The 21535-nt window shown below is 44.0% G+C and carries 16 protein-coding genes; 3 read left to right on the top strand and 13 right to left on the bottom strand.

The features are described from left to right. Positions 1-25 precede the first annotated feature (25 nt). From AC58UU_RS04135 to AC58UU_RS04170, 8 genes are all read right to left on the bottom strand, one after another. Positions 26-1633, bottom strand: coding sequence for a DUF3502 domain-containing protein (locus tag AC58UU_RS04135; protein WP_497313274.1), 1608 nt, complete (start codon positions 1631-1633; stop codon positions 26-28). A gap of 42 nt (positions 1634-1675) precedes the next feature. After that, positions 1676-2584, bottom strand: coding sequence for a carbohydrate ABC transporter permease (locus AC58UU_RS04140; RefSeq protein WP_171692168.1), 909 nt, complete (start codon positions 2582-2584; stop codon positions 1676-1678). Between the two features lie 49 nt (positions 2585-2633). Next, positions 2634-3503, bottom strand: coding sequence for an ABC transporter permease (locus AC58UU_RS04145; RefSeq protein WP_497313978.1), 870 nt, complete (start codon positions 3501-3503; stop codon positions 2634-2636). Between the two features lie 123 nt (positions 3504-3626). Beyond that, positions 3627-6419, bottom strand: coding sequence for a beta-galactosidase (locus AC58UU_RS04150; RefSeq protein ID WP_497313276.1), 2793 nt, complete (start codon positions 6417-6419; stop codon positions 3627-3629). Positions 6420-6693: 274 nt separating this feature from the next. After that, a complete protein-coding gene (locus AC58UU_RS04155) occupies positions 6694-8232 on the bottom strand; it encodes a response regulator (protein WP_497313278.1) in 1539 nt (512 codons plus the stop codon). Beyond that, complete coding sequence (locus tag AC58UU_RS04160) at positions 8210-10045, bottom strand: sensor histidine kinase (RefSeq protein ID WP_497313280.1); 1836 nt, start codon at positions 10043-10045, stop codon at positions 8210-8212. The genes AC58UU_RS04155 and AC58UU_RS04160 overlap by 23 nt, the downstream gene beginning before the upstream one ends. Positions 10046-10063: 18 nt before the next feature. Then, on the bottom strand, positions 10064-11359 hold the full coding sequence (locus tag AC58UU_RS04165) for an ABC transporter substrate-binding protein (protein ID WP_497313282.1): 1296 nt from the start codon (positions 11357-11359) through the stop codon (positions 10064-10066). Positions 11360-11504: 145 nt separating this feature from the next. Continuing rightward, positions 11505-11675 carry a hypothetical protein gene (locus tag AC58UU_RS04170; RefSeq protein ID WP_171692162.1) on the bottom strand — a complete coding sequence of 57 codons (171 nt, stop codon included), beginning with the start codon at positions 11673-11675 and terminating at the stop codon, positions 11505-11507. Between the two features lie 282 nt (positions 11676-11957). On the opposite strand from AC58UU_RS04170, the gene AC58UU_RS04175 reads away from it, so the two are divergent. Then, positions 11958-12608: a response regulator transcription factor gene (locus tag AC58UU_RS04175; protein WP_497313284.1), complete on the top strand. Its 651-nt coding sequence runs from the start codon at positions 11958-11960 to the stop codon at positions 12606-12608. 64 nt (positions 12609-12672) lie between these two features. Here the strand turns inward: AC58UU_RS04175 and AC58UU_RS04180 are convergent, their stop codons facing one another. Both AC58UU_RS04180 and AC58UU_RS04185 read right to left on the bottom strand, forming a co-directional pair. After that, on the bottom strand, positions 12673-12954 hold the full coding sequence (locus tag AC58UU_RS04180; RefSeq protein ID WP_497313286.1) for a late competence development ComFB family protein: 282 nt from the start codon (positions 12952-12954) through the stop codon (positions 12673-12675). 375 nt (positions 12955-13329) lie between these two features. Next, positions 13330-16005 carry a family 78 glycoside hydrolase catalytic domain gene (locus tag AC58UU_RS04185; RefSeq protein ID WP_497313287.1) on the bottom strand — a complete coding sequence of 892 codons (2676 nt, stop codon included), beginning with the start codon at positions 16003-16005 and terminating at the stop codon, positions 13330-13332. A 230-nt stretch (positions 16006-16235) separates the two neighbouring features. On the opposite strand from AC58UU_RS04185, the gene AC58UU_RS04190 reads away from it, so the two are divergent. Next, complete coding sequence (locus tag AC58UU_RS04190; RefSeq protein ID WP_497313289.1) at positions 16236-16760, top strand: metal-dependent hydrolase; 525 nt, start codon at positions 16236-16238, stop codon at positions 16758-16760. Here AC58UU_RS04190 and AC58UU_RS04195 read toward each other — a convergent pair. Then, complete coding sequence (locus tag AC58UU_RS04195; protein WP_497313291.1) at positions 16757-17242, bottom strand: hypothetical protein; 486 nt, start codon at positions 17240-17242, stop codon at positions 16757-16759. The genes AC58UU_RS04190 and AC58UU_RS04195 overlap by 4 nt on opposite strands. Before the next feature lie 424 nt (positions 17243-17666). Beyond that, the gene (locus tag AC58UU_RS04200; RefSeq protein WP_497313292.1) at positions 17667-18128 is read right to left on the bottom strand and encodes a RidA family protein; all 462 of its coding nucleotides are present in this window, start codon (positions 18126-18128) and stop codon (positions 17667-17669) included. A 115-nt stretch (positions 18129-18243) separates the two neighbouring features. On the opposite strand from AC58UU_RS04200, the gene pdxR reads away from it, so the two are divergent. After that, complete coding sequence (gene pdxR, locus AC58UU_RS04205; protein WP_497313294.1) at positions 18244-19653, top strand: MocR-like pyridoxine biosynthesis transcription factor PdxR; 1410 nt, start codon at positions 18244-18246, stop codon at positions 19651-19653. Here pdxR and AC58UU_RS04210 read toward each other — a convergent pair whose 3' ends face one another. Beyond that, positions 19654-21399, bottom strand: a complete 1746-nt coding sequence (locus tag AC58UU_RS04210; RefSeq protein WP_497313296.1) for a sensor histidine kinase — start codon at positions 21397-21399, stop codon at positions 19654-19656. It abuts the gene before it with no gap. Positions 21400-21535 lie beyond the last annotated feature (136 nt).

Below are 21535 nucleotides of genomic sequence, written 5' to 3' on the forward strand. Positions count from 1 at the left end.
AGACAGACCTTCGATATCAAAATCCTTATTTACTGCTTTCTACAGTGACTTTGAAAGCATCCAATTGTTTTTGGACTTCAGCCATGAGTTTATCAAAACCAGCTGTTTTCAGCTTCGCGCGGAAATCATCAACCGCTTTGACAGGGTCTCCTGCTTTGCCATAAAGAATCGCAGGTCCCATTTGTCCAACAACTTGGGTAACCGCTGTCAGCTCATTTGACACAGGTCCCTTATCGAAAACGAATCGGCCATACGGAAATGGCTTTTTGATTTTGTCATAGGATGCATAAAGCGCCCCTTTTCCTGACCAATCATTCCCATCTGGAATTTCATTCTTATCGATGCGTCCACCCCAGAAGTTGGAATAGAATTCGTCTCTTTGAACATCATAGCCATCTGGACGGAAACGTTTGCCATCTTTGATGACGTACTGCACGCCTTCCAAGCCGTAATTCATCAAACGATACACTTCTGGGTCTTGACGAATCAGCTCGTAGACCATCAGCGCGCGCTCTGGATGCTTGCTTTTCGCACCAATGGAAGTTCCGCCGTGCGTGATCGACATGGATACGAGATTGTTGCGAGTAGACGAGAATGGGAAGAATTGGAGATCTGAGCCCGGCTGCAGCTTATCCATTTTAATACGTTCCCCAAGGAAGGTTTGCGTGTGATGCTGATCAATGCTTGACTTACCGGCCTCAAGCTCAGAACGGTTATCGCCCTTATAGTTCAGCACATCCTCGCGCCAGAAGCCTTTGTCGCCCCAATCCTTCATGAGTTTGGCAAAATTCACGAAGGTATCATCAAGAACAGGACTGTAGGCTTTATACTTCTCATCATATGATTTACCGTAGATTAGACCGAAGAGACCTGTACTAACCGGAAGTTCAATCGCATCTGTGTAGGAATTGATGTAGCCGCCAATATTACCTGCGGCGGTACCATTCGCATCCCAAGGAACAACGCCTGGCTTCTTATCCTTCACACCTTGGAAATAGGTCTCCAGCTGTTTCCAATCTGTAATCGGCGCCGTGATCCCAAACTCTTTGGCCCAATCGCCCCGATACAAGAAACCGTGATTAACCCACTGCGTATAATGATCTTCAGGAATCAGCATGATCTGATTCTTGTACTTCGTCTCAGCCCAGTTCTCTGGCGGTACTTCCTTCCAAGTTAACGGTGCATACACAGGAAGCAGCTTATCCAGCGGCTGAAAAGCACCTTTTTGTGCATTCTGCCACGTATCCAACCAATCTGTTGCAACCGTAATCAAATCAACAGGTTCTCCTGAAGCTAGCAAAAGATTATATTTGGTTTGCCAATCGGCCCATTCAACCCATTTAATTTCCAGCTTCGCATTTGCTTTTTGTTTCAAAATGGCGTTGACCTTTTCCATCACCTTTTCAAATTGACCATTCTTCGGTTTATCCCCCAACATCACGTAGGAAATCGTTTGGAACTCGGAGGTGTCGATTTTGCCGGATGATGCTGCTGTCCCCGTTGCCGCAGCAGTCGCTGTCGCTTTATCCGTGGAGCTAGTTCCTGTACTGCTAGGTGTGGTGCACGCCGTCAAGCTTACAGCAAGCGTTGCTGCCAGAGCTACACTAAGCGCTTTCTTTTTTCTCTTGAACATACGGATTTGCCTCCCCATAATCATATTGGTATATGCTTTGCGTTAGCCTTTTACAGCACCAACGGTAATACCTTGAATAAAATATTTCTGTACCATCGGATAAAAGAGAATGACCGGTCCCGTTGCGACTACGGCAGTAGCCATTTTCATAGACTCCAGCGGCATATCCCTAGGCTGTACATTGGAGGAGACCGATGAGTTTTTGATAAAATCGGCACTTGTTACAACGTTGTACAGAAACAATTGAAGCGGCCTATACTTTAAATCGGGTGATAGGAACAACATCGCATTGTACCATTCGTTCCAATAACCCAAAGCAATAAACAATCCAATGGTTGCCAACGCCGGTGTTGTCATTGGCAGGATGAGCTTGGTGAAAATCTTGAAATCACCAGCCCCGTCCATTTTGGCCGATTCTGTAATCGCATGTGGGATGGACCTAACGAAGCTTTTCATCATAATAATGAGAAAAGGGCTCATCAATCCGGGCAGCAGGACAGCCAAATAGTTATCCTTCAGATGCAGCCACTGCGTCATAATTAAGTAAAAGGGGACAACCCCGCCTTGAAACAACGTTGTAAAGTAAATGAAGAAGGAGATCCGATTGCGATAAGGGAAATCAGGACGCTGCAAGGAATAACCCGTCATGGCTACGATAAATAGTCCAATGGTTGTTCCAATCAGCGTAATGCCGAGCGTGACCCCATAAGAGCCGATGATGACGCCAGGGTTCTCGAAGACAATTTTATAAGCAAACGTACTAAACTCTCTTGGCCACAAATTATAGCCGTGTAACGTGATCGATTTCTCTGCTGTGAACGACGTCCCAAGGACAAGAAGAAAAGGCACTAAGCAGAAGATTGCAAACAGACCAATAAAGAAGTAGCCGAATAACCGAATGGCCACCGAGGAGAAATCAGTTCCCCTTTGACGTGCGATGACTTGTTCCACATATGTCCCTCCTAACCGAACTAAAGTGACGAACACTTGCATGTTGAAATTAGAACAGTGTGTTTTCAGGCGAAACTTTCTTAACCAGCCAGTTGGCTGTGATGACAATAAAGAAGCCAAACACGGACTGATAAAGACTGACAGCGCTTCCTAAAGAAAAGTTAAAGTTGTTCATCAAAGAGCGGAACACGAACGTTTCAATAATATCTGTCGCATCAAAAAGGGCTGTATTGTTGGCTCCGACCAAGTTATAAAACAAGCCGAAGTTTCCTCGGAGAATGCCGCCAAGTGAGAACAGCAGCAAAATAATGAAAGTCGGCTTCAGCCAAGGAAGCACGATATAGCGAATTCGCTGCAGGGCATTCGCCCCATCAATTTCTGCGGCTTCTACGATCTCCGAGTCCAATCCCATTATCGCAGCGAAATACACGATGGAGCCGTACCCTGTCGACTGCCAAAGAAACGTAATAACGATGATAAAAGGCCAGATCGTTGGATTCGAGTACGTCTTAAGCGGCTCCCAATCGAACGATTTGAGAATCCCATTGAGCAGTCCAAAGTCATAACTGAGAATGTTATAAGCAATAAGGCCAACAAGTACGAAGGAGATGAAAAATGGCAGGAACATCAGTGATTGTGCAAGCTTCTTAAACCACTTTTTACGAAGCTCATTTAGTAAAATGGCGATGCCAATCTGCAAAATGTTTCCAAATAGAATAAAAGCTAAATTGTAAGCAATCGTATTAAACGTTAATTTCCAAAGTGCGCCAGAGGTCACTAGAAATGTGAAGTTGTCAAACCCAACGAACTGACTGCCGAAGATCCCCGCCGTATAGTTATAATTAATGAATGCGAGATAAAGCCCAGGCATTGGAAGGTAAGACATGACTAAGAAAAATAAAATCGCAGGAACACACATGAGGACTAATGTTCGATACGTCCAAAATCTGCGCAATGGGGTTACACGCTTTTTGACAGCTATAGGCGCCCCTTCTAATGAGCTTGCTGAGATGGCAGTTTTCATGCGTACTCTCCTTCCAAGTTAATCTGCGGCTACGGGTACGAAACGAAGAGGCTCCAGTAATGCATCTTCAGAGGTCGCTACAGCCTCCAGTAAGATGGCTATTTCATTTCCCGATTCAGGACTGCGGAACCACGGTCCCGGTAAATAAAAGGATTCATCGCTGCCACCACGGAATATCGGTCTGTTGGCACCGCCTTGCGTCCACAAGCGGCCAACTAGGTGTCCGTTGAAGAACACAGTCAGCTTCATGTTGCTGCCTTTGACATAAACCCTCCAGCCTAATCCTCGGTTATCATCACGGAGGTCACCATGTAGCCATGACAGGGTACCCGGTATCAAGAAGATAGCTCCTTCTACGGGGAGAGCCTTAAGCGCCGACGCTTTGGCATGCTGCAGTAAGCCATTCTCCTGACAAGAGGATAATGTCCACTGTTTAGCGGCGCTTCCTTCGTATAGACGTATATTGCCGCTAAGGGAACCATACGATTTATCCAGAAATAGCGTTAACGTTGCCGTATCTCCTGCCTTTACATAAGGCGTAATATCGAGATACGGATTGAGCGGATTCAATTGTCCGAGTGCGTGTCCGTTCACGTAAACATAGGCGTGCGAGAAATTACCAGGCGTGTGGAGAATCCATGTATCCGATTCTTTCGACAGCTTTACTTGTTTGCGGTAGCATTGATGGGCGGGCTGTTCTGCGGAGAGCCACCCTCCAACACTCACAATCGGCCATTGTCGATCGTCATAGTCTGATGCTGCGTAGTCGTCCTTGTCTTCTCCGTATTGCATAAGCTTGAATCGCCAGTTTTGGTTTATTTCCCTAACCGACGTTACCCCTACAATGCCCGTTAGCCCTTTCAGAGCATTTAAGTGCAAACCCGGCAAATTCGTATCATGGAAATTGGTATGTCCCCAAATCTCGACACGAGTAACCAGATTTGGCTCTATCCGCGAGCCGGTAGGAATCGGAAGGAAGTGACTTCCTCCTCCCGGTGTTGCTGTACCAAGGTACGTTTCACCGGTATAGACGGAAACGACATCACTTGCCTGCTGAACGATAATTCCTAGACAGCTGTTCCCCTGCGGTAGTGATAATTGAGCGGTGTACCAGGCGAAACCTCGGTAAACACCATGCTTCTCCAGATAATCGGCGGTATCACCGATCGATAAGTTTTCATCCGCAAGGGTATCCAAGGGATTCACTAAGCTTTGTGACCAGCTGAGTTCAACTTCGTGGGTTCCCTGGACTCGTTCTACCCATTCGCCAACATGCAGCTCGCCTTCATCATCTAAATTTTCTAACAGCAAAGCACGTGAACGACTCATCCCGATCAATTCGATAACGTGACCGCTTAGCAAGTGAATCCGAGCTGATCTCTCTTGCTCGCCCGAATGAAAGGATACCGTCACCTGATCTCCTGCTTCGGCATCGTGTACCGTCATCGTGCCAGCCTCTGTCTGCACCTCCGTGTTAAAGCAGAGACGAATTTCGCCTTCACCATCCGTATGAAACACGAACAGCGTGCGCTGCTCAAGCTGCTTCACCAGCAGCAGTTCTGCAGTTGCATAGGCCAGTGTCCCTTCAGCGATCCCCCAAGTCTGCAACGGCACTTGCACGGGAAGAATTGGACAGCGGCTTGCTTTGGCGACAAGTGTGGTATAACGGGGTATGACTTCTTCTGCCACGTGAAAGTAAGCGTCTTCATCTTGCTCGTTTACTTGGCAAAGGAAGAGCAGCTCGCCGCCTTGCTTTAACGCTAACCGATAAGGGGTTGAGGCACTACTCGTGAGCTCAGGTTTCGCCTCCGCCAAGGAAGCGCCATACGTTTGAATCACACGATGCAGCATTCTTCCTTCATAAGCTTCCTCTCGAATGTGTCCTTCAGGTGTTATCATCCCATGGAAATCATAGTCCGAGGTAAGAAAAGAAAGTGGATTTCCCCAATTGTTAGCTGCATTAGTAAAGCCAAAATTCGTCCCTGAAGCCTGCAAGTAGGGACCGAGCAGCTTCGCACCAGACGATAATAATCTGCGAAGCAGGAAGTGCGAGCGATTCGTCTCTGTGACGAGTAATGGCAGTCCGCGACGAGCCAACTCCTCTCTGTAGAAGAGCACCTTTTCTTCGAAAGCAGGGTCTAAGTCATTTGGATAGAAATTACATGTAGGCACCACGCCTTCAGTAAAACCAGAAGCCTCATACAAGCCGCCTTGTCCGGCGCAAGCAATGAGCGGAACGGTTATCCCATGCTGCAAAGCTAAATCTCTTAAGGCAGAGATATACCCTTTGGGATCAGAGCAAGGATAGAAATCAAGCTCGTTGTCTAATTGGACAGCAATGATGGTGCCACCCTGACCCGTTTCATATTTCTTCAGAATAGGGAGAATCTGTTCATACCACCTAGCCACATGCCGCAAGAAGACAGGATCGTTATCCCTCAAGCGAAGATTTTCTTTCACGAAAAGATAAGCGGGGAGTGCTCCCCCATCCCATTCCGAGCAAATATACGGACCTGGTCGTGCAATCACCCACAGTCCTGCATCTGCAGCATCCTGTAGAAACTGAGCCGCATCCTTCTCTCCTGTAAAATCCCAAACCCCCTCAACCGTCTCATGATGATTCCATGGAAAGTACACATCAATAGCGTTATATCCAAAGGCTTTAACTTTATTTAGTCTCTCTTTCCATAAACCGCGTGGTAATCGAAAATAAAATAAGGAGGCACAAAGTATAATTTCTGACTTTCCATCTATACGCAGTGCTTCTGACGATAATTGAATCACTGCTTCTTCACTTTTTGATAAATACAATGGCTAGCCTCCTTGATCTACCCTCATTCATTTATGAAACCCGTTTCATTTGCGAGGGATGTCTAGTTACTGTTCTTTATGAAGTTAGTATAAGTTTTTTTAAAAGCGCTTACATTGAAAGAAACATCAAGTTATATAACAAAACTACGAAGATATAGCCCCACGTAAAACAAAAAAAGCTGCGAATTTTATCCAAATTCGCAGCCCCTTGCATTCTATATAACACTGATTTCTTATATAATTCACAGAATTTATAATCATTCAGCTTGAACAATTAACCATTGCGCCTAAATTCCTTAACCGTTTTCCCTTCAAGCTCTTTAAATACTTTGCAAAAGTAGGAAGTTTCTTGAAATCCCGTTTTCTCAGCGACTTCATATACTTTCCATGCAGGGTCTTGAAGCAGCTGTTTCGCCTTCTGTATCCGACATCGATTCATATATTCAACGATCCGCATCCCCGTCTCGCTTTTAAATAGATTGGAAAGGTAATTCGCGCTCAAATGGAGAACATCTGCCAGTCTGGCTACCGTAATGTCTTCGGCATAGTGCTCTTCCATATAGGCGATTGCTCCTTGGATTTCCTTCCTCATCATCGTGTGCTCAGCCTTATTCCCAGCGATTTGCTTATTCAAATTTAGAAATAACGGCTTCACTTGCTGTAGAGGCTGAAGGGCTTCTATCGCCTGGCTAACCTGTTTATAATCATGTTCAAACTGATCTGAGAACCTGTTCCTCTCCATAGCCAATGTTTTCAGCTGCATCATTACCTCTGCCAGCAGGTTGCGTAGCTCTGATATAGGCGGCTTCCTTTGAATGAGGCTTTGAAACAAAAGCTCAGATTGCGTTTCAACATCAGTGAATAGACCACTTTTCATCGCTGCAACCAGAGGCTGAATCGAGATTCCAGCCAGCTTTTCAACCTTGTCATTTATCTGAAGTGACGTATAGGCGTAGAGTTGCCCCGTTCCTTCATAAACATATTGATCTAAGGCTGTTTCAGCTTGTTTATATAGCACTGCCCAATCCTTCAATCCGTAGCCGATCGAGCTAATTCCCATTGTTAAAGAGCCTACCTTTTTCATCCGGGTGTATAGCTGCGATGCTTGCCGGAGAGTCTCCTCCATACATTTGTGTTCACTCTTCTCATGCGGAAAATAGATAATGACCGCAGTTCTCCGCTCTGAAGTCGGTATAACCATGTTTGTGTACGCTGACTGTTCTTCCTTAGAACCATCCTCAAGGACTTTAAAGCTAGCATCGATCACAACGACTGCCGTAGGACCTCCATGAATTGGGAAATGAACGGCGCTCGCTTGATCTTCGATGTCCTCTGCTCGCTTCAACTCGCCTAAGAGAAGCTTGCGCCCCAACAGGCAGCGCACCTCTTGAAAGCTGGCATCACGAATACTAGCTTGTTTTCTTCGCCTATGATCTTCCATAATTTTGCTGCTCATTTGTTCTAATAGCTGTTGTAATGCGTCAGGTTCGAGGTCATGTTTTAACAAATAATCCTCTGCCCCGAGCTTGAGGGCTTCCTTCACGAATCGGAAGTCATCAAAGGAGCTGAGTGCCACAATTTTGATGGAAGCATCCTTTTGCTTTACCTGCTGGATAAGATCAATGCCGTTCATTTCAGGCATCGAAATGTCCGTCACAATGAGATCAACCTGCTGATGCTGCAGAAGATCAAGTGCATGCACGCCATTGAGTGCTTCGCACACTATTTGGAAACCGTAATCTTCCCAACGAATGATCGTTTTAATCGCATACCGATAAATCGCATTATCTTCAACGATCATGGCGTTCAACATGCTCATTCCTCCTTTGACGATGCCTTCTATGCGGAATTCGAACAATAGCTTTCGTACCTAATCCGGGTGCACTTTCGTAGCTAAGGCCATATTTCTCCCCATAATACAGCTGAATGCGTTCATTCACATTGTGAATGCCGATACTCGTCACTCCTGGAACCGATTCTTTACGTGTTGCTTCGTTCAATAGATTAAGCGCTTGTTCAGCTTCCATCCCTATTCCGTTATCTTCAACAATGAGTAGGAGCTGCTTTTCTTCTATGCGTGCATAAAGTACAATTTGTCCACTCCCCTTGGACATTTCGATGCCGTGAAGTATCGCATTTTCGACTAGCGGCTGAAGAATGAAATAAGGCACCTCGCTTTCCATCAACCGTTCATCCACTTCATAGTCCATATGAAAGGCATCGCCATAACCAATTTTTTGAATATAAATATAGTTTTTTAATTGGTTAATCTCTTGCTCCAAGCTGTGAAATTCGCCAACACGTCGTACCGAGGATTTCAATAATTCAATAACGGATGTGACCATTCGCTCAATCTCGGCTTGATGGTTCATGCGAGCGTACCATTTCACAGTACCTAACGTGTTATAAAGGAAATGAGGATTAATCTGACTCATGAGGACGGTAAATTCAGCCTGTTGTTTGGCAATTTGCTCTTTATATACCGTGTTTATTAGATCGTTAATCCGAGACAGCATAAAATTGAAACGTATAGACAAACTCCCAATCTCATCTCGCCCCAGCGGAATAATTCGAACATCTAAATTGCCATCTTCGACTCGGCGCATCGTTTGCTCCAAGATTTTGATGTTTCGCGTCGTAGAATTGGAAAGTAATACGGCAATTCCGGTAGATATCAGAACGGCAAGCAGTGAAACAAGAGCGATCACAAAAACTAACACGCGTGTACTGGACAGAAGCTCAGACATCGGAATAAAACAAAGCACCCGCCAGCCCAGCGTAGATGTTCGTTCTTGGACGAATAAATGACTCCCTCCCGCAGCATTATCGACAATTGCCATAGAGTTATCATTCTCCTTAAGCGTATAACTCAAGCTCCTTGAGATGAGATTGTCCATTTGAGGGGTTCCGCCACCAGCGAGCAGTTCGTTCAAGGGATTAAGAATCGCAACATTATTTTGCTTAATGATAGAGCTATTACTCCCCAGGGACAAGAAATAATCCGAATCGATACTGATTACAATCGTGCCTAGACTACGATCTATTTGACTCAGATCAATGAAGTCTCTGATAAGAAACACTTCTTTTTGTTTTCTCAGAGAAGGCGACCAGCTGATGCTTTGCTCATGTTTTTTCAAATAATCAGAAGCATCGTTCGTCATCACGGTTACATCTTCATGATTTAGTGTACGATCCATACCTTTTTTATTTTCCCACCAGTACACCTGTCCCTTATGAGTTTGAATCATAATGGCATTCATATAGGGATTCCCATTCCCGTACTGAGCTAGCAAGAACTCCATACGGCTGCGGAACGCCGGATAGTTGTCAACTGTAACTTGTTCACCTTGTTCAGCAGCAATTTGCCGAATATTACTGTCACTCAGAACGTAAACGGAGGAAGTGAATGCTTCCTTCGCTCTAATTTCAATATTGTCGGAAACTTGATGAATGACCTGCATCGAGAGGTCTCTTGTATTCGATTCAATGAATTTCGTAGAGGCATAGATGGCAACTCCACCAATCGCCGATGAAATGAACAAAATAATAATCATATTAGATAGAAATATTTTCGTTCGGATGCGAAAGTCCTTGACCCGATTTAAGTTCCACGGGGTGGCTGTCATACGCAGATCTCCTTGCTGTCATTTGGATGGTTTGCGAATCCGATCGAATGCTTGATCCAACTCTTGAATACAGATCTCCACATTATGGCTTCGATCTATAACGAACTTCGTGAGTGCATTTACAAACACTTTTTGCAGATCCTGATTCACAAAATCTGTTGGCAAACTCGACCAGTCATACGTTTGGCCTGTTTGGATATAATTTTCATCCAGCTCCACATACGTGGGATCAAAGTCATTCGGCAAGCCTTTAATCACAGACAAAGCCTTCTTTTTCGTCTGAAAAATGGTCCCCATTTCCTTCGAAGCAAACAGTTCTAGTGTTTGAAGCGCCGCTTCCTTATGAGGTGATTTGGGATTGATCACAATCCCTCCTGTTGATTTTAGTCCAAACTTGGCATCTTGGGGATTATTCGAATAAGGGAAAGCGAACAGTCCTAGATTACTCGCAGGATTCTTGGATTTAACACCGTCTACCGTCCACGTGCCATTAATAATCATGCCGGCTTTCCCCTCAGCAAGGAGCCCTTGGGCTTGGTTCCAATCGGTTTCGAACGGCTTGATGTTCACATAACGCAAGCGTTCTCCATATCGTTTCAAAATGTCTTTGAAGTGAATTTGATCCTCAGCGAACGAAGTTCGACCTGCTTCAATCTCAGCAATCCAGTTGTGGCCGGCAGCGTACTGATTAGCCAAAAGATCCGCTGCTATGTCCCAAGTCAGGGTCCAACTATCCTTGTAGCCTGCTGCAATAGGAATAATTCCTGCCTTCTGGAGCGCCTCACATGCAGCTAAGAATTGCGGCCATGTAGTTGGCGGACTTTGAATGCCTGCTTGGGTGAAGGCTTCTTTATTGTAAATGACACCCGCTCCATTCACGTCTATCGGAAGCGCCCATATTTTGCCATCAGCTGTCTTCACACCATTCAGGAACCTCTCGTCGATTTGCGACAAAAAGGGTTGACCCGTTAAGTCCATCGCATATCCTTTATGAATTAAATCCTGAGCTGCTTCCATATTATCCAGCATATAGATATCAGGCATGTTATTCGAAATCACACGCGTGCGAAGCAAGCTCATATAATTGCCACCATCCACTCCCGTCAGCGTAAACACATAAGAAGGATGTTGTTTAGTAAATTGCTGTGTCCCCGCCTCCAACCATTTCCGTGCACCTTCCTCATCAAAGTGATGTATCCACGAAAGCGTCTGCTCCTGGAGCTGCTGTTTGGGAACGACCGTTACTGTCTGGGTTTGACAAGCGGTAAGCATCAGAGATACAGTCATGCCTAGAGCTAACAAACGAGTCTTCATTCATCCCCCTCATTCCATGTTAGCGTTTACAAATAGTATAACGGACTTAGTCAATTAAAAAAACAGCCTATTTCTCCTCAGAGAAAATAGACTGTTGTATGTTATATATACAAGCGAATCATCGCTAATCGAATTGTAGTTATTCCTATCTTTCATTCGTTGAATTCCAACCATCTTTGGCTTCAATGATATCCATCATTTTCTTCATCGAAAGCTGCATTTGTTCAGCGGAGGGCAAGGTTAAGTTGCAGTACGTTTGCTTCACAACATCCGTTAACACAGAATCAAACATGCAATCAAATTGCTCGTTTTTCAATATGAATCCCCTCCTTATTTACTTAATTTTGGAAGATTACCTATACTTATCATATATAGAAATGCCATTGATAACAGCGCAATATTTTCTTTCGCAAATCCACATTTTTTTCCATAAATGCGCATTTTTTTTTGCGCATAACGAAAAAACGACGCAAAATCAGATAAATAAAATCTAATTTGCAATCTTTTTGTGAAATTTGGTAAAATTAAGGAAAGAGATAAACAGCGGCGTTGAATTCACCATTCGGATCCCCTTACCAAATCAGGAAGGAAGTATCATATGATTAAGAAATCGAAGATTCTGATCGTTGATGATCATCCCTTAATGGCGGAAGCGACATCGAATACACTGCAGCAAATCGAAGGCATACAGATTATAGGGATAGCTGGTACTGGCAAACGATGCTTGGAACTCGTAGATTTGCATGTACCGAATATTGTTTTTTTGGATTATAATCTTCCGGATCAATACGGCGATGAGATTGCCAAAATCATTAAAGCGAAATATCCCGCCATCCACCTTGTCATTTTTTCGGGCATAGAATTATCCCATCTTTACAATTATTTGATCGGACTTGAGGTTAGTGCTGTTATATCTAAGGAGTCTAGCGGTACGCTTATTAAAAGCTTAGTTACCCTTTTGTTAGAGAATTTCACGGTAATACCCGTTCCTGTTTTCCATAAAATGAGAGTGGACAGCGGTAACTTGCATCAGACTGATTCTTTGGACGACGATGAAGTACATATGATGACCATGATTGTCCAAGGCCTAACCAATGAGCAAATGGCCGAGGAAGTGCATATGAGTAAGCGAACCGTAGATAATTATATACGCAAAATTTATGACAAATTAGGCGTGAAATCAAGGGCGCAAGCGGTAGATAAATTTAATCAATTCAAGCATATTTATGAAGTTAACCGGCGGCCATAGATAATGATGAAAAAAAGAAAGACTGGCCTCTTCGTAGTGAAGAGACCAGTCTTTTTAAGTTCTCTTATGTTTGGGATTCTTCTCGATGATGTTGATGATGTTCCACAATAGTCGCCGCTTCCATTAATTCTCGCATGACATCGGACTGCAGCTGTGGATTGATATATAAACCTTTTACAAATAACTGCCCCTTTTCACTAGAGGTATATCGCGGAGGGATTTTATTTAAAACCAAAGCAAGCACGTCTTCTTTGCATGTAGTGCAATCGCATTTCATTTCATAGTTTTTTTGAAACTCATCAAACAAATTCATCACTATCGTTTCCATTGCATTGAAGACTGCCATTGTGGGTACCCCTTCTTAATTCAACTATATCTCTATTATAACTCATATCCTCCTAATCAAAAAGAAGAAGGGCTGTCCCAAACTAACATTCCCTTCCGGCCACCATCATGGATGAAAATGTAACATGGATATATGCATCCATGCTACCAATGGTAGGCTTAGACCAAAGGGAACGTATCTGGTTCCGCTAATTCAATTTCCAGCTCCTTTCATCCACTTTAGCGGCTTGTCGTTCCGTTAAGAACAACTCTGACACTAAAAAGGACCTCCCCCTACTGGCGGAAGTCCTCATGGATATGTGTAACCATCTTCAAGGTTGATACCCCTCAAGGTCTATAACCCTTTTGGAACAGCCCCATCTAATATCCTCATTTCTCAACAAATAATGGAGTATATCCCCGATCCAAGTTCTAATCGCAGCTCTCCATCACTTTCCACTGCTGATAGGACCCCTGATGCTGTCTGAGCTGCTTGACCATTAACTGTAGCTATTGCTAATGACGCCCCTCGCAAGGTTGCTAGTCCTGTCGTATTCGGAGGTAGTTGGAACTCATAAACGACCCTGCCATCGGCCTCTTTCTTCCATTCACTGCGTATCTCTCCGTAGCTGGAATGGAGCGATGCTTTCGCGTATTCAAGGCCGGAATCTGGTCGCGGACGGAAATGAATCCGTTTGTATCCAGGCTGCTGATCATCGGAATCGAGACCTGCCACTACGCGGTACAGCCAATCCCCAATGGACCCATATGCATAATGGTTATAGGAGTTCATATTATCGCTCCAAAATGATCCATCCGGCTTGATGCCATCCCAGTGCTCCCATATCGTAGTTGCTCCTTTGTGAATCGAATACAGCCATGATGGATAATCTTCTTGTTGAACCAACTTAACAGCCAGATCATGATAGCCATTCTCGGAAAGAACATGGCACAAATATGGCGTACCTACGAAACCGGTCGTCAGGTGATTCTTCTGCTCCGCTACATATTCGGCTAACGTCTTTGCTAATCGATCACGCGTACTTCCTTTCACGAGTCCAAACATCAGCGGGAGCACGTGTGCTGTCTGTGTATGCGCGGCCAGACGCCCGCTTGGTGTAAGGAATTCTTGTGTGAAAGTTTCAACAATGCGCTCATAAAGCTCACTGTACTTAGCCACATCCTCGCTGCGTTCCAGCACTTCCGCAGCTTTCACGAAAAGTGAAGTCGAATAGGCATAGAAGCATGTCGCGATTAAGTCTCTAGGGGTCGCTCCTACATAGCTGCCTTCTTTGGCATCAAGCCCAAGCCAATCCCCAAAATGAAAGCCAGTATTCCACAGATACTCATTCTCTCCTTGGCTTCGCATGTAAGTAATCCACGCTTTCATGCTGTCATACTGCTGCTCCAGAATGCGTTTATCGCTATATACCTGATATAACGTCCACGGGCATATGACTGCTGCATCGCCCCATGCAGAGGAAGAGTGGTCATTCGGACCAAGTACGTCGGGAATGACGAATGGAACACCGCCATTCTCATGCTGATCCGCTTTTAAGTCGCGCAGCCATTTGGTGAAAAACAAAGCCACATCATAATTAAATGCTGCCGTGCGAATAAATACTTGCGCATCTCCTGTCCAACCCAATCGTTCATCACGCTGCGGGCAATCGGTCGGTACATCCAGGAAGTTACCTCTTTGTCCCCACACAATATTTTCCTGAAGTTTATTCAACAAAGGATGGGAACATTCAAAAGTGCCGCTAGCTGCCATGTCCGTATGAATGACATATCCCGTGAAGCACTCTGCATCGAATGCTACATCATTGGGCCAGCCAACCACTTGGACATATCGAAAGCCTTGGAATGAGAAATGGGGTTCATATTGTTCCTCCCCGCCACCTTTGCATATATAAGTAACCGTCTGCTTCGCATGGCGTAAGTTCCCAATATAGAAGTTCCCTTCTTGATCCAGCACCTCTGCATGCAGCAGCTGAAGACGAGTTCCAACAGGCAGCTCCAATCGCATGTGCACTTTTCCGACCATATTTTGCCCAAAATCAAGAACGGTTTCACCAGAAGGTGTTTCAATAACGGTTATCGGCTTCAAATGCTGGGTAATGCGTGATGGCTCATTCTCTTGCATGACTAGAATGTCTTTGGAATGATCAAGAACCGTTACTGGGCACCAATTATCGTCCTGATACGTGGGCATGCTCCAGCCGCTAAGCTCCAAGTTAGCATCGTAGGTTTCTCCATGGTACAGCTCAGACATCCGAACCGGTCCTAATGAAGCATGCCAGGAATCATCACTAACGGTTATTTCCGAAGTTCCGTCTATGTATTCGATATGTAATTGGAGGTAAAGAGCTCTAACATCCCCAAAAATATTTCGTTGATTCTTCCAAGCCAAATTACCTTTGTACCAGCCGTTTGCCAGCACTGCGCCAATGGTATGGTTTTCACCTTGCTGCAGCAGGCTCGTTACCTCATACGTCTGAACCTGCAGTCGGTGTCGGTAGCTGGTCCAGCCGGGTGTGAACTCCCAATCTCCGACACGAGATCCGTTGAGTTCAAGCTCATAAATGCCTAGACTCGTTGCGTAAATAGTCGCTTTACGAATTCCCTTACGTGCTGTGAATGTCTTCCTCAAATAGAAAGCTTCTTCTGCGTCAGGATCAATGGAAGCTGCATCAGGTGTAATCCACTTTGCTGTCCAATCAGCTGAGCTTAGCTGCCCCATTTCCCAGAAAGCAATTTCGCTCCAAATCGATTGCAAACCAGACTGATCCCAAACTTGGACACGATAAAAGTAACGATTTCGGGGCAGCAACTCTTGACCCTCATAAACAACAAGCACAGATTGTTCCGATTGTATGTGACCGGAATCCCAAACCAAATGACTCGGTTCGAAAGAATTTTCAACCATACTAACCTGGATGTGATAAGCTGATTGGATGGTATGTTTGCTGTCCGAATCTAGTTGCCAAGTAAAGCGCGGCTGGGTCGTATCCAATCCAATCGGGTTGACGCGGTATTCACATGTTAAGTTAGAAATCTTGAGTGTCGTCATTCAAAAATCCTCCTACTTTTATCAAAAATGTCGTATACCCTATTCATAAAGTAAGCATCAATATGTCCTATTGTAGAGCATCTTATGACGCAATATGAAGGTGGATTCAGACAATCTTATAGGTAGAATACGACACGGAATATTTATTTTTTTCGGCTTCCCCTCAATTTAGGAATCGCATGCGAATAGTATACAGTTATCGCAAAATCACGTATGGGTAGGAGCTTAAGATGTTACAAAAAACACACAGTATTGCCGGATTCATTTCCGCGGAAATCGTTCTCACGTATCAAGATATTAGTTTCTTCACATGGGATGCCGCTGGGGCTCTTCTACTTGGTTGTTTGGCTGGCACGCTAGCGGATGTCGATAAACCAGGTTCTACAATGGCGAAGGTTCTTTTTCCTTTATCTGCTCTGCTGCGGCTGCTGAAGGTAAAGCATAGAACCGTCACCCATTCCCTGCTTTTCCTACTTCTCTTAGTCGTAATTGCAATGCCCTTATCACCTTTATATTTCTGGGTATTCATCCTCTCTTACGCGTCACACTCGTTTATCGATTTATTCAATGATAGAGGGGTTCAGCTCTTCTGGCCTATTCCCTTCAAGATTCGTTTACTCCCTAAATGGATAGCTATTGACACGGGTTCAGTGAGCGAGACCGTTTTCCGATGGTTACTTCTGGCTTTGAGTCTAATCATCCCTTTTTGGACTTATATACTTCCTCAAATCTTAAGTCATAGCGCTTTGTTTTAATGAGTTGCAACAATGTAATCCCCATTGGCATTGAGTAGAAATTGCGCATGATAAGCTCCTTGAGCGTCAGGCTCAGCTAAGCTCTGCACGATCTCGCCAACAGCAGGAACACCTAAGAAGTCGTTCAATTCCTTTTTCATCGTCGATTGGAAAAGGATCTCGACTTCTTTCCCCTGAGTTCTCGGAGAAATAACAGGATGGCTCAAATGAATCGGATTATTCTCATCCCATAATTCAGAGTGATACTGCAAATTGCTCGGAACTTCCAAGTTGTCAGGAACGGAGACCAATAAAACCGTTTCTGTATCATTGGTTTTAACTTGCATGACCATTCCTGCCACATATGCCGGACCTGGTTGAAATTCTTCCATCGACATCATACTTTTCTCAGGAGAAATGAATGCAAACAGCAGAAACAGAGGAAATAAATGAATGAAACTTTTCTTAAACTCTTCCTTGTAGCGGCACTTTGACGTCTTCATCAATGCTCCCCCTTTGCGATTAATTTACATATCACGATTCATTTCACTCGTTAGTTATCCTTACCCCATTCATAAGTATTTGAAAACTACATATAACGATTTTATTGAAAAAGAAAATAAACTGTCCCAAAAATCGGTAACCAGCTTTTGCTGAGGGAACGTCGATTCGCTATTTGGACGAAATACACCCGAAATCAGGAGGAAGTGGAACGACGATGCGCTATTTCGCGATTTTTGCCTCCAAATCGTTCCTATTGATCAAATAGCGCTTCTACGTTCCTCCTATTAGATTTCAAGCGCGGATTTCCCAAAATAACGCATTTACGTTCCACTAACCAGTGGCCGAGTGGTTTTCATTGACAGAAAAACAAAAAAATGAGAAGGCAAGTAACCTCGCCACCTCATTTTTTTGTTTTTCTGTGCCCTAAATTACTTCTGTAATCTCAAATATAGTATCCACGACAAGAGGAAGATTATCTCGTAAAGAATTAGCTCCCAGAACCGATCGAGCATGAGCCCCCTTCTCACCGAATACCTCCTGCATAAGGTCAGAGAACCCATTTAAAACCAAATGATGTTCGACGTAATTAGGATCTGCATTGACGAAACCTTGAACCTTAACGACTTGTGTAATCCTATCCAAGCTGCCAAGTGCAAGTTTGGCTGCAGCTAGCACTTCAAAGCCTGCCTTACGTGCTAGTTGGTAGCCTTCTTCTGTTCTGTAATCCAACCCAAGCTTCCCTCTTGGCTTCCCAGATGGCCCTTTTCCAGAAATAAACAACAATTGACCAGTTACAACATAATTAACATAGTTTGCAGCAGGGCCACTGTTCTCAGGTAGCACGATACCTAGTTGGTTTAACTTCATCTCAATCGATTCTGTCATTATGCCTCACCTCTGACGATATTGATCATTGCTTATCCTAGAGTCTATACTATAATTGACCCTGACATTAGGCTCAGTTTCCTATCAAATTCAGGGGTCAGATTCGAGGTCTTCCATGTTCGATATTTTGCTTACAAGTGATGAACAAGGCCCGCTGTATATACAGTTATATCGACATATCCGAGGTCTTATCCAGCGCGGTGACGTCCCAGACGGAACGAAATTACCTTCCATTCGCACGCTGAGGCAACAGATACATTTCAGTAAAAATACAATTGAAACTGCCTATCAAATGCTTATTGAAGAAGGATATGTGATTAGTAAACCTCGTTCAGGTCTTTATGTGGTCGCTCCTTTCTTGCATCCACCGATCCCAAATCAACATGCGTTCAATCTAACGAAAGACACACAAATTCCCAACGTGAATGCTCTGCAATCTTCACACGAAGCTCCTATTGATTTTAGTCTATTAGAAATCGACAGCGAGTCTTTCCCGCTTCAAGCGTGGAGGGCTTGTTTAAACGAATCCTATTCCTACAACAGCGGCCGCATTCACCAATATGGCGATAACAATGGCGAATATGCACTGCGACTCCAAATTACCCATTATTTAAAGCAATCCAGAGGTGTATCCTGCTCCCCGGAACAAATCGTTGTTGGAACGGGATTGTCTAACAGCCTGCATCTCCTCTCGAAACTAATCGGGCAATCGGCACGAGTCACTTTTGAAAAGAATGCCATAGCTCAGGTCGGTGATATATTTTCACAGAACGGATATATGGTTGTCCCTTTTCCGCTAAGTGAAAATGAACTTTCCATTGCTGAGATCATTCCCACAAATATAGACGCGGTATACGTTACTCCTTCCCACCGGCCATCAGGAAACTCTTTATCCTATGCGATTAGGCAGGAGCTGATTCACTGGGCATATCACAATCAAAGCCATATTATTGAAGATGATTATGATGGGGAATTTCGTCATGCTGGCAAAACCATTCCTTCGCTTCAAGGCCTTGATCAGCATGGTGTGGTCATTTATATCGGAACATTTTCCAAAGCTTTCACACCTGCATTACGTATGAATTATATGGTGCTGCCTCATCAACTTTTGCCTAAACTTCAAACTATGGAACGCACGCTCTCGAGCCCCTCACGTATGGATCAACTCGCCATGGCTCTGTTCATGGAACGTGGACATTGGTACCGTCATATCAGGCGTATGCGTAATACGTATCGGAAAAAGCATGAGAAAATGCTACAGCTTATCCACACTCATCTAGGCTCTCTTGTTCAAGTAGAAGGCGGGGGAGCAAGACTGCACATTGAATTGACGGTCAATCGTACATGTTCAGCGAAAAAGTTAAAAGACCTAGCCCTTGCAAAAGGGGTTCGTGTATACAGCGCTCAACAGGCAGAGCTAATAGCCAATAACAAAAAGCCCAAGATTTACTTGGGCTTTGGTGGAATAACTATGAAGAATATGGAGCGCGGGATTCAGTTATTAAAAGAAGCTTGGATACGATGATTATTGCATCGGAACCGATATTTGGAAACAGATGCAGCCGTCTGCAACTGTCACTTCGATGGTTCCTTTGTAATACTCGATTCGTTCCTTCACAACCGATAGACCAAGCCCCTGGTGCTCACCTCCACCTTTGGTGCTGTAACCAATCGTGAACATTTTGTTATAATCATCAAGTTGGAATTCGGGATCAACCGGGTTGGTTACGGATATGGTTAAATGGTTTGACTCCGACCATCCGTTAACCATGACTTCACGTTCGTCTGGTGGGAATTTATTGACCTCATCAAATGCATTATCAATCAAGTTCCCAATAATCTTCACGATATCAACGGATTTCACACCTAATGACAAGCCTTCTAGGCCGGTAAAATGGTAATTGAAATCGATTTTGGTTCTCATAGCAAGCGCAATCTTTGCTTGGATAAGAGCTGCAATAGCCGGATGTCCGATTCGAATAATATCGTTCACTTCGTTGATTTCTTCTATTAATTCCTTCATGTATTTCATTTGGTCTTCTTTTTTCCCTTTAGACAGCAGAGCATACATGGTTTGTACATGGTTTAGAAAGTCATGCCGTTGACTGCGTATCGTAGCAAACATGAGATCCACGTTTTGAATGTACATTTCTTGTGTGGACTGAACGGCTGTTTCTCGGCTTTTCGTAATAAACCGAAAAACCAAATATAATAATACACAGCTAAAAATCGTAAATAAAACAATGAGAAGTGTAAGCTGAACGAGCTGCTTGTTTAAAGTGCGTTGAATCGTTTGATAATCCGAGACGATGGTAATCACATAAGGAACTTCCCTTTGAACTTCGGTCAATTTCTTCTTAACAGGAACATACATGAACGTTTTCAGAATGGGCTTCCCATTCCAATTCTCTACAACGCTAACTGGTTTATTTTCCAGTATAGACTCCTTGTAATTATCCAAATCTTTCGTACTCGTTATGTTATATGTACCAAATAACACCGGGCGGTCATAGACCGATATGAATGGAACCCCATTACTGTCTTTATACTCAATCGGCTTTGTACCAAAAGTTGTCCCGTTCAGTCCCGATATTTCCATGATATCTGGATTCGAAGCAAGCGTTTTCTTCACGATTGTATCCGCGCCTACGATTTGCTTGAACTTCTGAATTTTATCCGCATTGACAAACACACATATTAAATAATTCGTGCTTCCATCATAAAAGTACCCAAACTTACTAACATTGCTCGAACCTGAAGCCGGAACTTCATAGATGCCCGACCAGAAATTAGGCAGCTTTTGCCCCTCAGCAATCGTAACTTGATGGTTATCCAGAAGCTGGCTAAAAGCCGTAAACCAATACCCGAATGATTTGGTACTTGTAATCTGAAGCTCCTTGGGCTCGGATGACTTAGCTATCATAATATCATCACCATTTCGCTTCATCAGCGAGAAACCATCAACACCCGCTTGCTTGGCAAGCTCAATTAATTGTTCATTCGTAACTTTATTAATATCCGGATCTAGCTGACTCTTGGCGAAAAGCGCGACTGAACGAAGATTCTCGCCAATCAAATCTTCTACAAAAAATGAACCTTCTTCTGATTGCTCAATGGATGTGCGAATTTGACTCGCAGTCGATTCCATGCGTTCAGATAACGCTTGTGTTAAGAGAGATTTCGTGAACCAATAATAAGAGGTGTTATTCGTTACAAGCAATAAAATAACAATAGCAAAGGTGACATAAATGACTTTGGTGTTGATTCTCATGAAGTTTCACACTTTCTTTTTGATGTAAACTCAATATTACAACGTAGACGTGAAATAATTTTCGACACAAACCGAGGAAATATCCCTCTTTCAGTAGTATAGTTGGATACGAAAGCGTTGTCTATCTATTAATATA

It is taken from the genome of Paenibacillus sp. JT22N1, assembly GCF_059692155.1.

Excerpts from the sequence above, each read along its gene's own strand:
- AC58UU_RS04155 (WP_497313278.1), bottom strand. The coding sequence starts at position 8,232 with ATGTTGAACGCCATGATCGTTGAAGATAATGCGATTTATCGGTATGCG.
- AC58UU_RS04180 (WP_497313286.1), bottom strand. The coding sequence starts at position 12,954 with ATGGCAGTCTTCAATGCAATGGAAACGATAGTGATGAATTTGTTTGAT.
- AC58UU_RS04145 (WP_497313978.1), bottom strand. The coding sequence starts at position 3,503 with ATGTGTGTTCCTGCGATTTTATTTTTCTTAGTCATGTCTTACCTTCCA.
- AC58UU_RS04135 (WP_497313274.1), bottom strand. The coding sequence starts at position 1,633 with ATGTTCAAGAGAAAAAAGAAAGCGCTTAGTGTAGCTCTGGCAGCAACG.
- AC58UU_RS04160 (WP_497313280.1), bottom strand. The coding sequence starts at position 10,045 with ATGACAGCCACCCCGTGGAACTTAAATCGGGTCAAGGACTTTCGCATC.
- AC58UU_RS04210 (WP_497313296.1), bottom strand. The coding sequence starts at position 21,399 with ATGAGAATCAACACCAAAGTCATTTATGTCACCTTTGCTATTGTTATT.
- AC58UU_RS04190 (WP_497313289.1), top strand. The coding sequence starts at position 16,236 with ATGTTACAAAAAACACACAGTATTGCCGGATTCATTTCCGCGGAAATC.
- pdxR (WP_497313294.1), top strand. The coding sequence starts at position 18,244 with ATGTTCGATATTTTGCTTACAAGTGATGAACAAGGCCCGCTGTATATA.
- AC58UU_RS04185 (WP_497313287.1), bottom strand. The coding sequence starts at position 16,005 with ATGACGACACTCAAGATTTCTAACTTAACATGTGAATACCGCGTCAAC.
- AC58UU_RS04175 (WP_497313284.1), top strand. The coding sequence starts at position 11,958 with ATGATTAAGAAATCGAAGATTCTGATCGTTGATGATCATCCCTTAATG.
- AC58UU_RS04200 (WP_497313292.1), bottom strand. The coding sequence starts at position 18,128 with ATGACAGAATCGATTGAGATGAAGTTAAACCAACTAGGTATCGTGCTA.
- AC58UU_RS04165 (WP_497313282.1), bottom strand. The coding sequence starts at position 11,359 with ATGAAGACTCGTTTGTTAGCTCTAGGCATGACTGTATCTCTGATGCTT.
- AC58UU_RS04195 (WP_497313291.1), bottom strand. The coding sequence starts at position 17,242 with ATGAAGACGTCAAAGTGCCGCTACAAGGAAGAGTTTAAGAAAAGTTTC.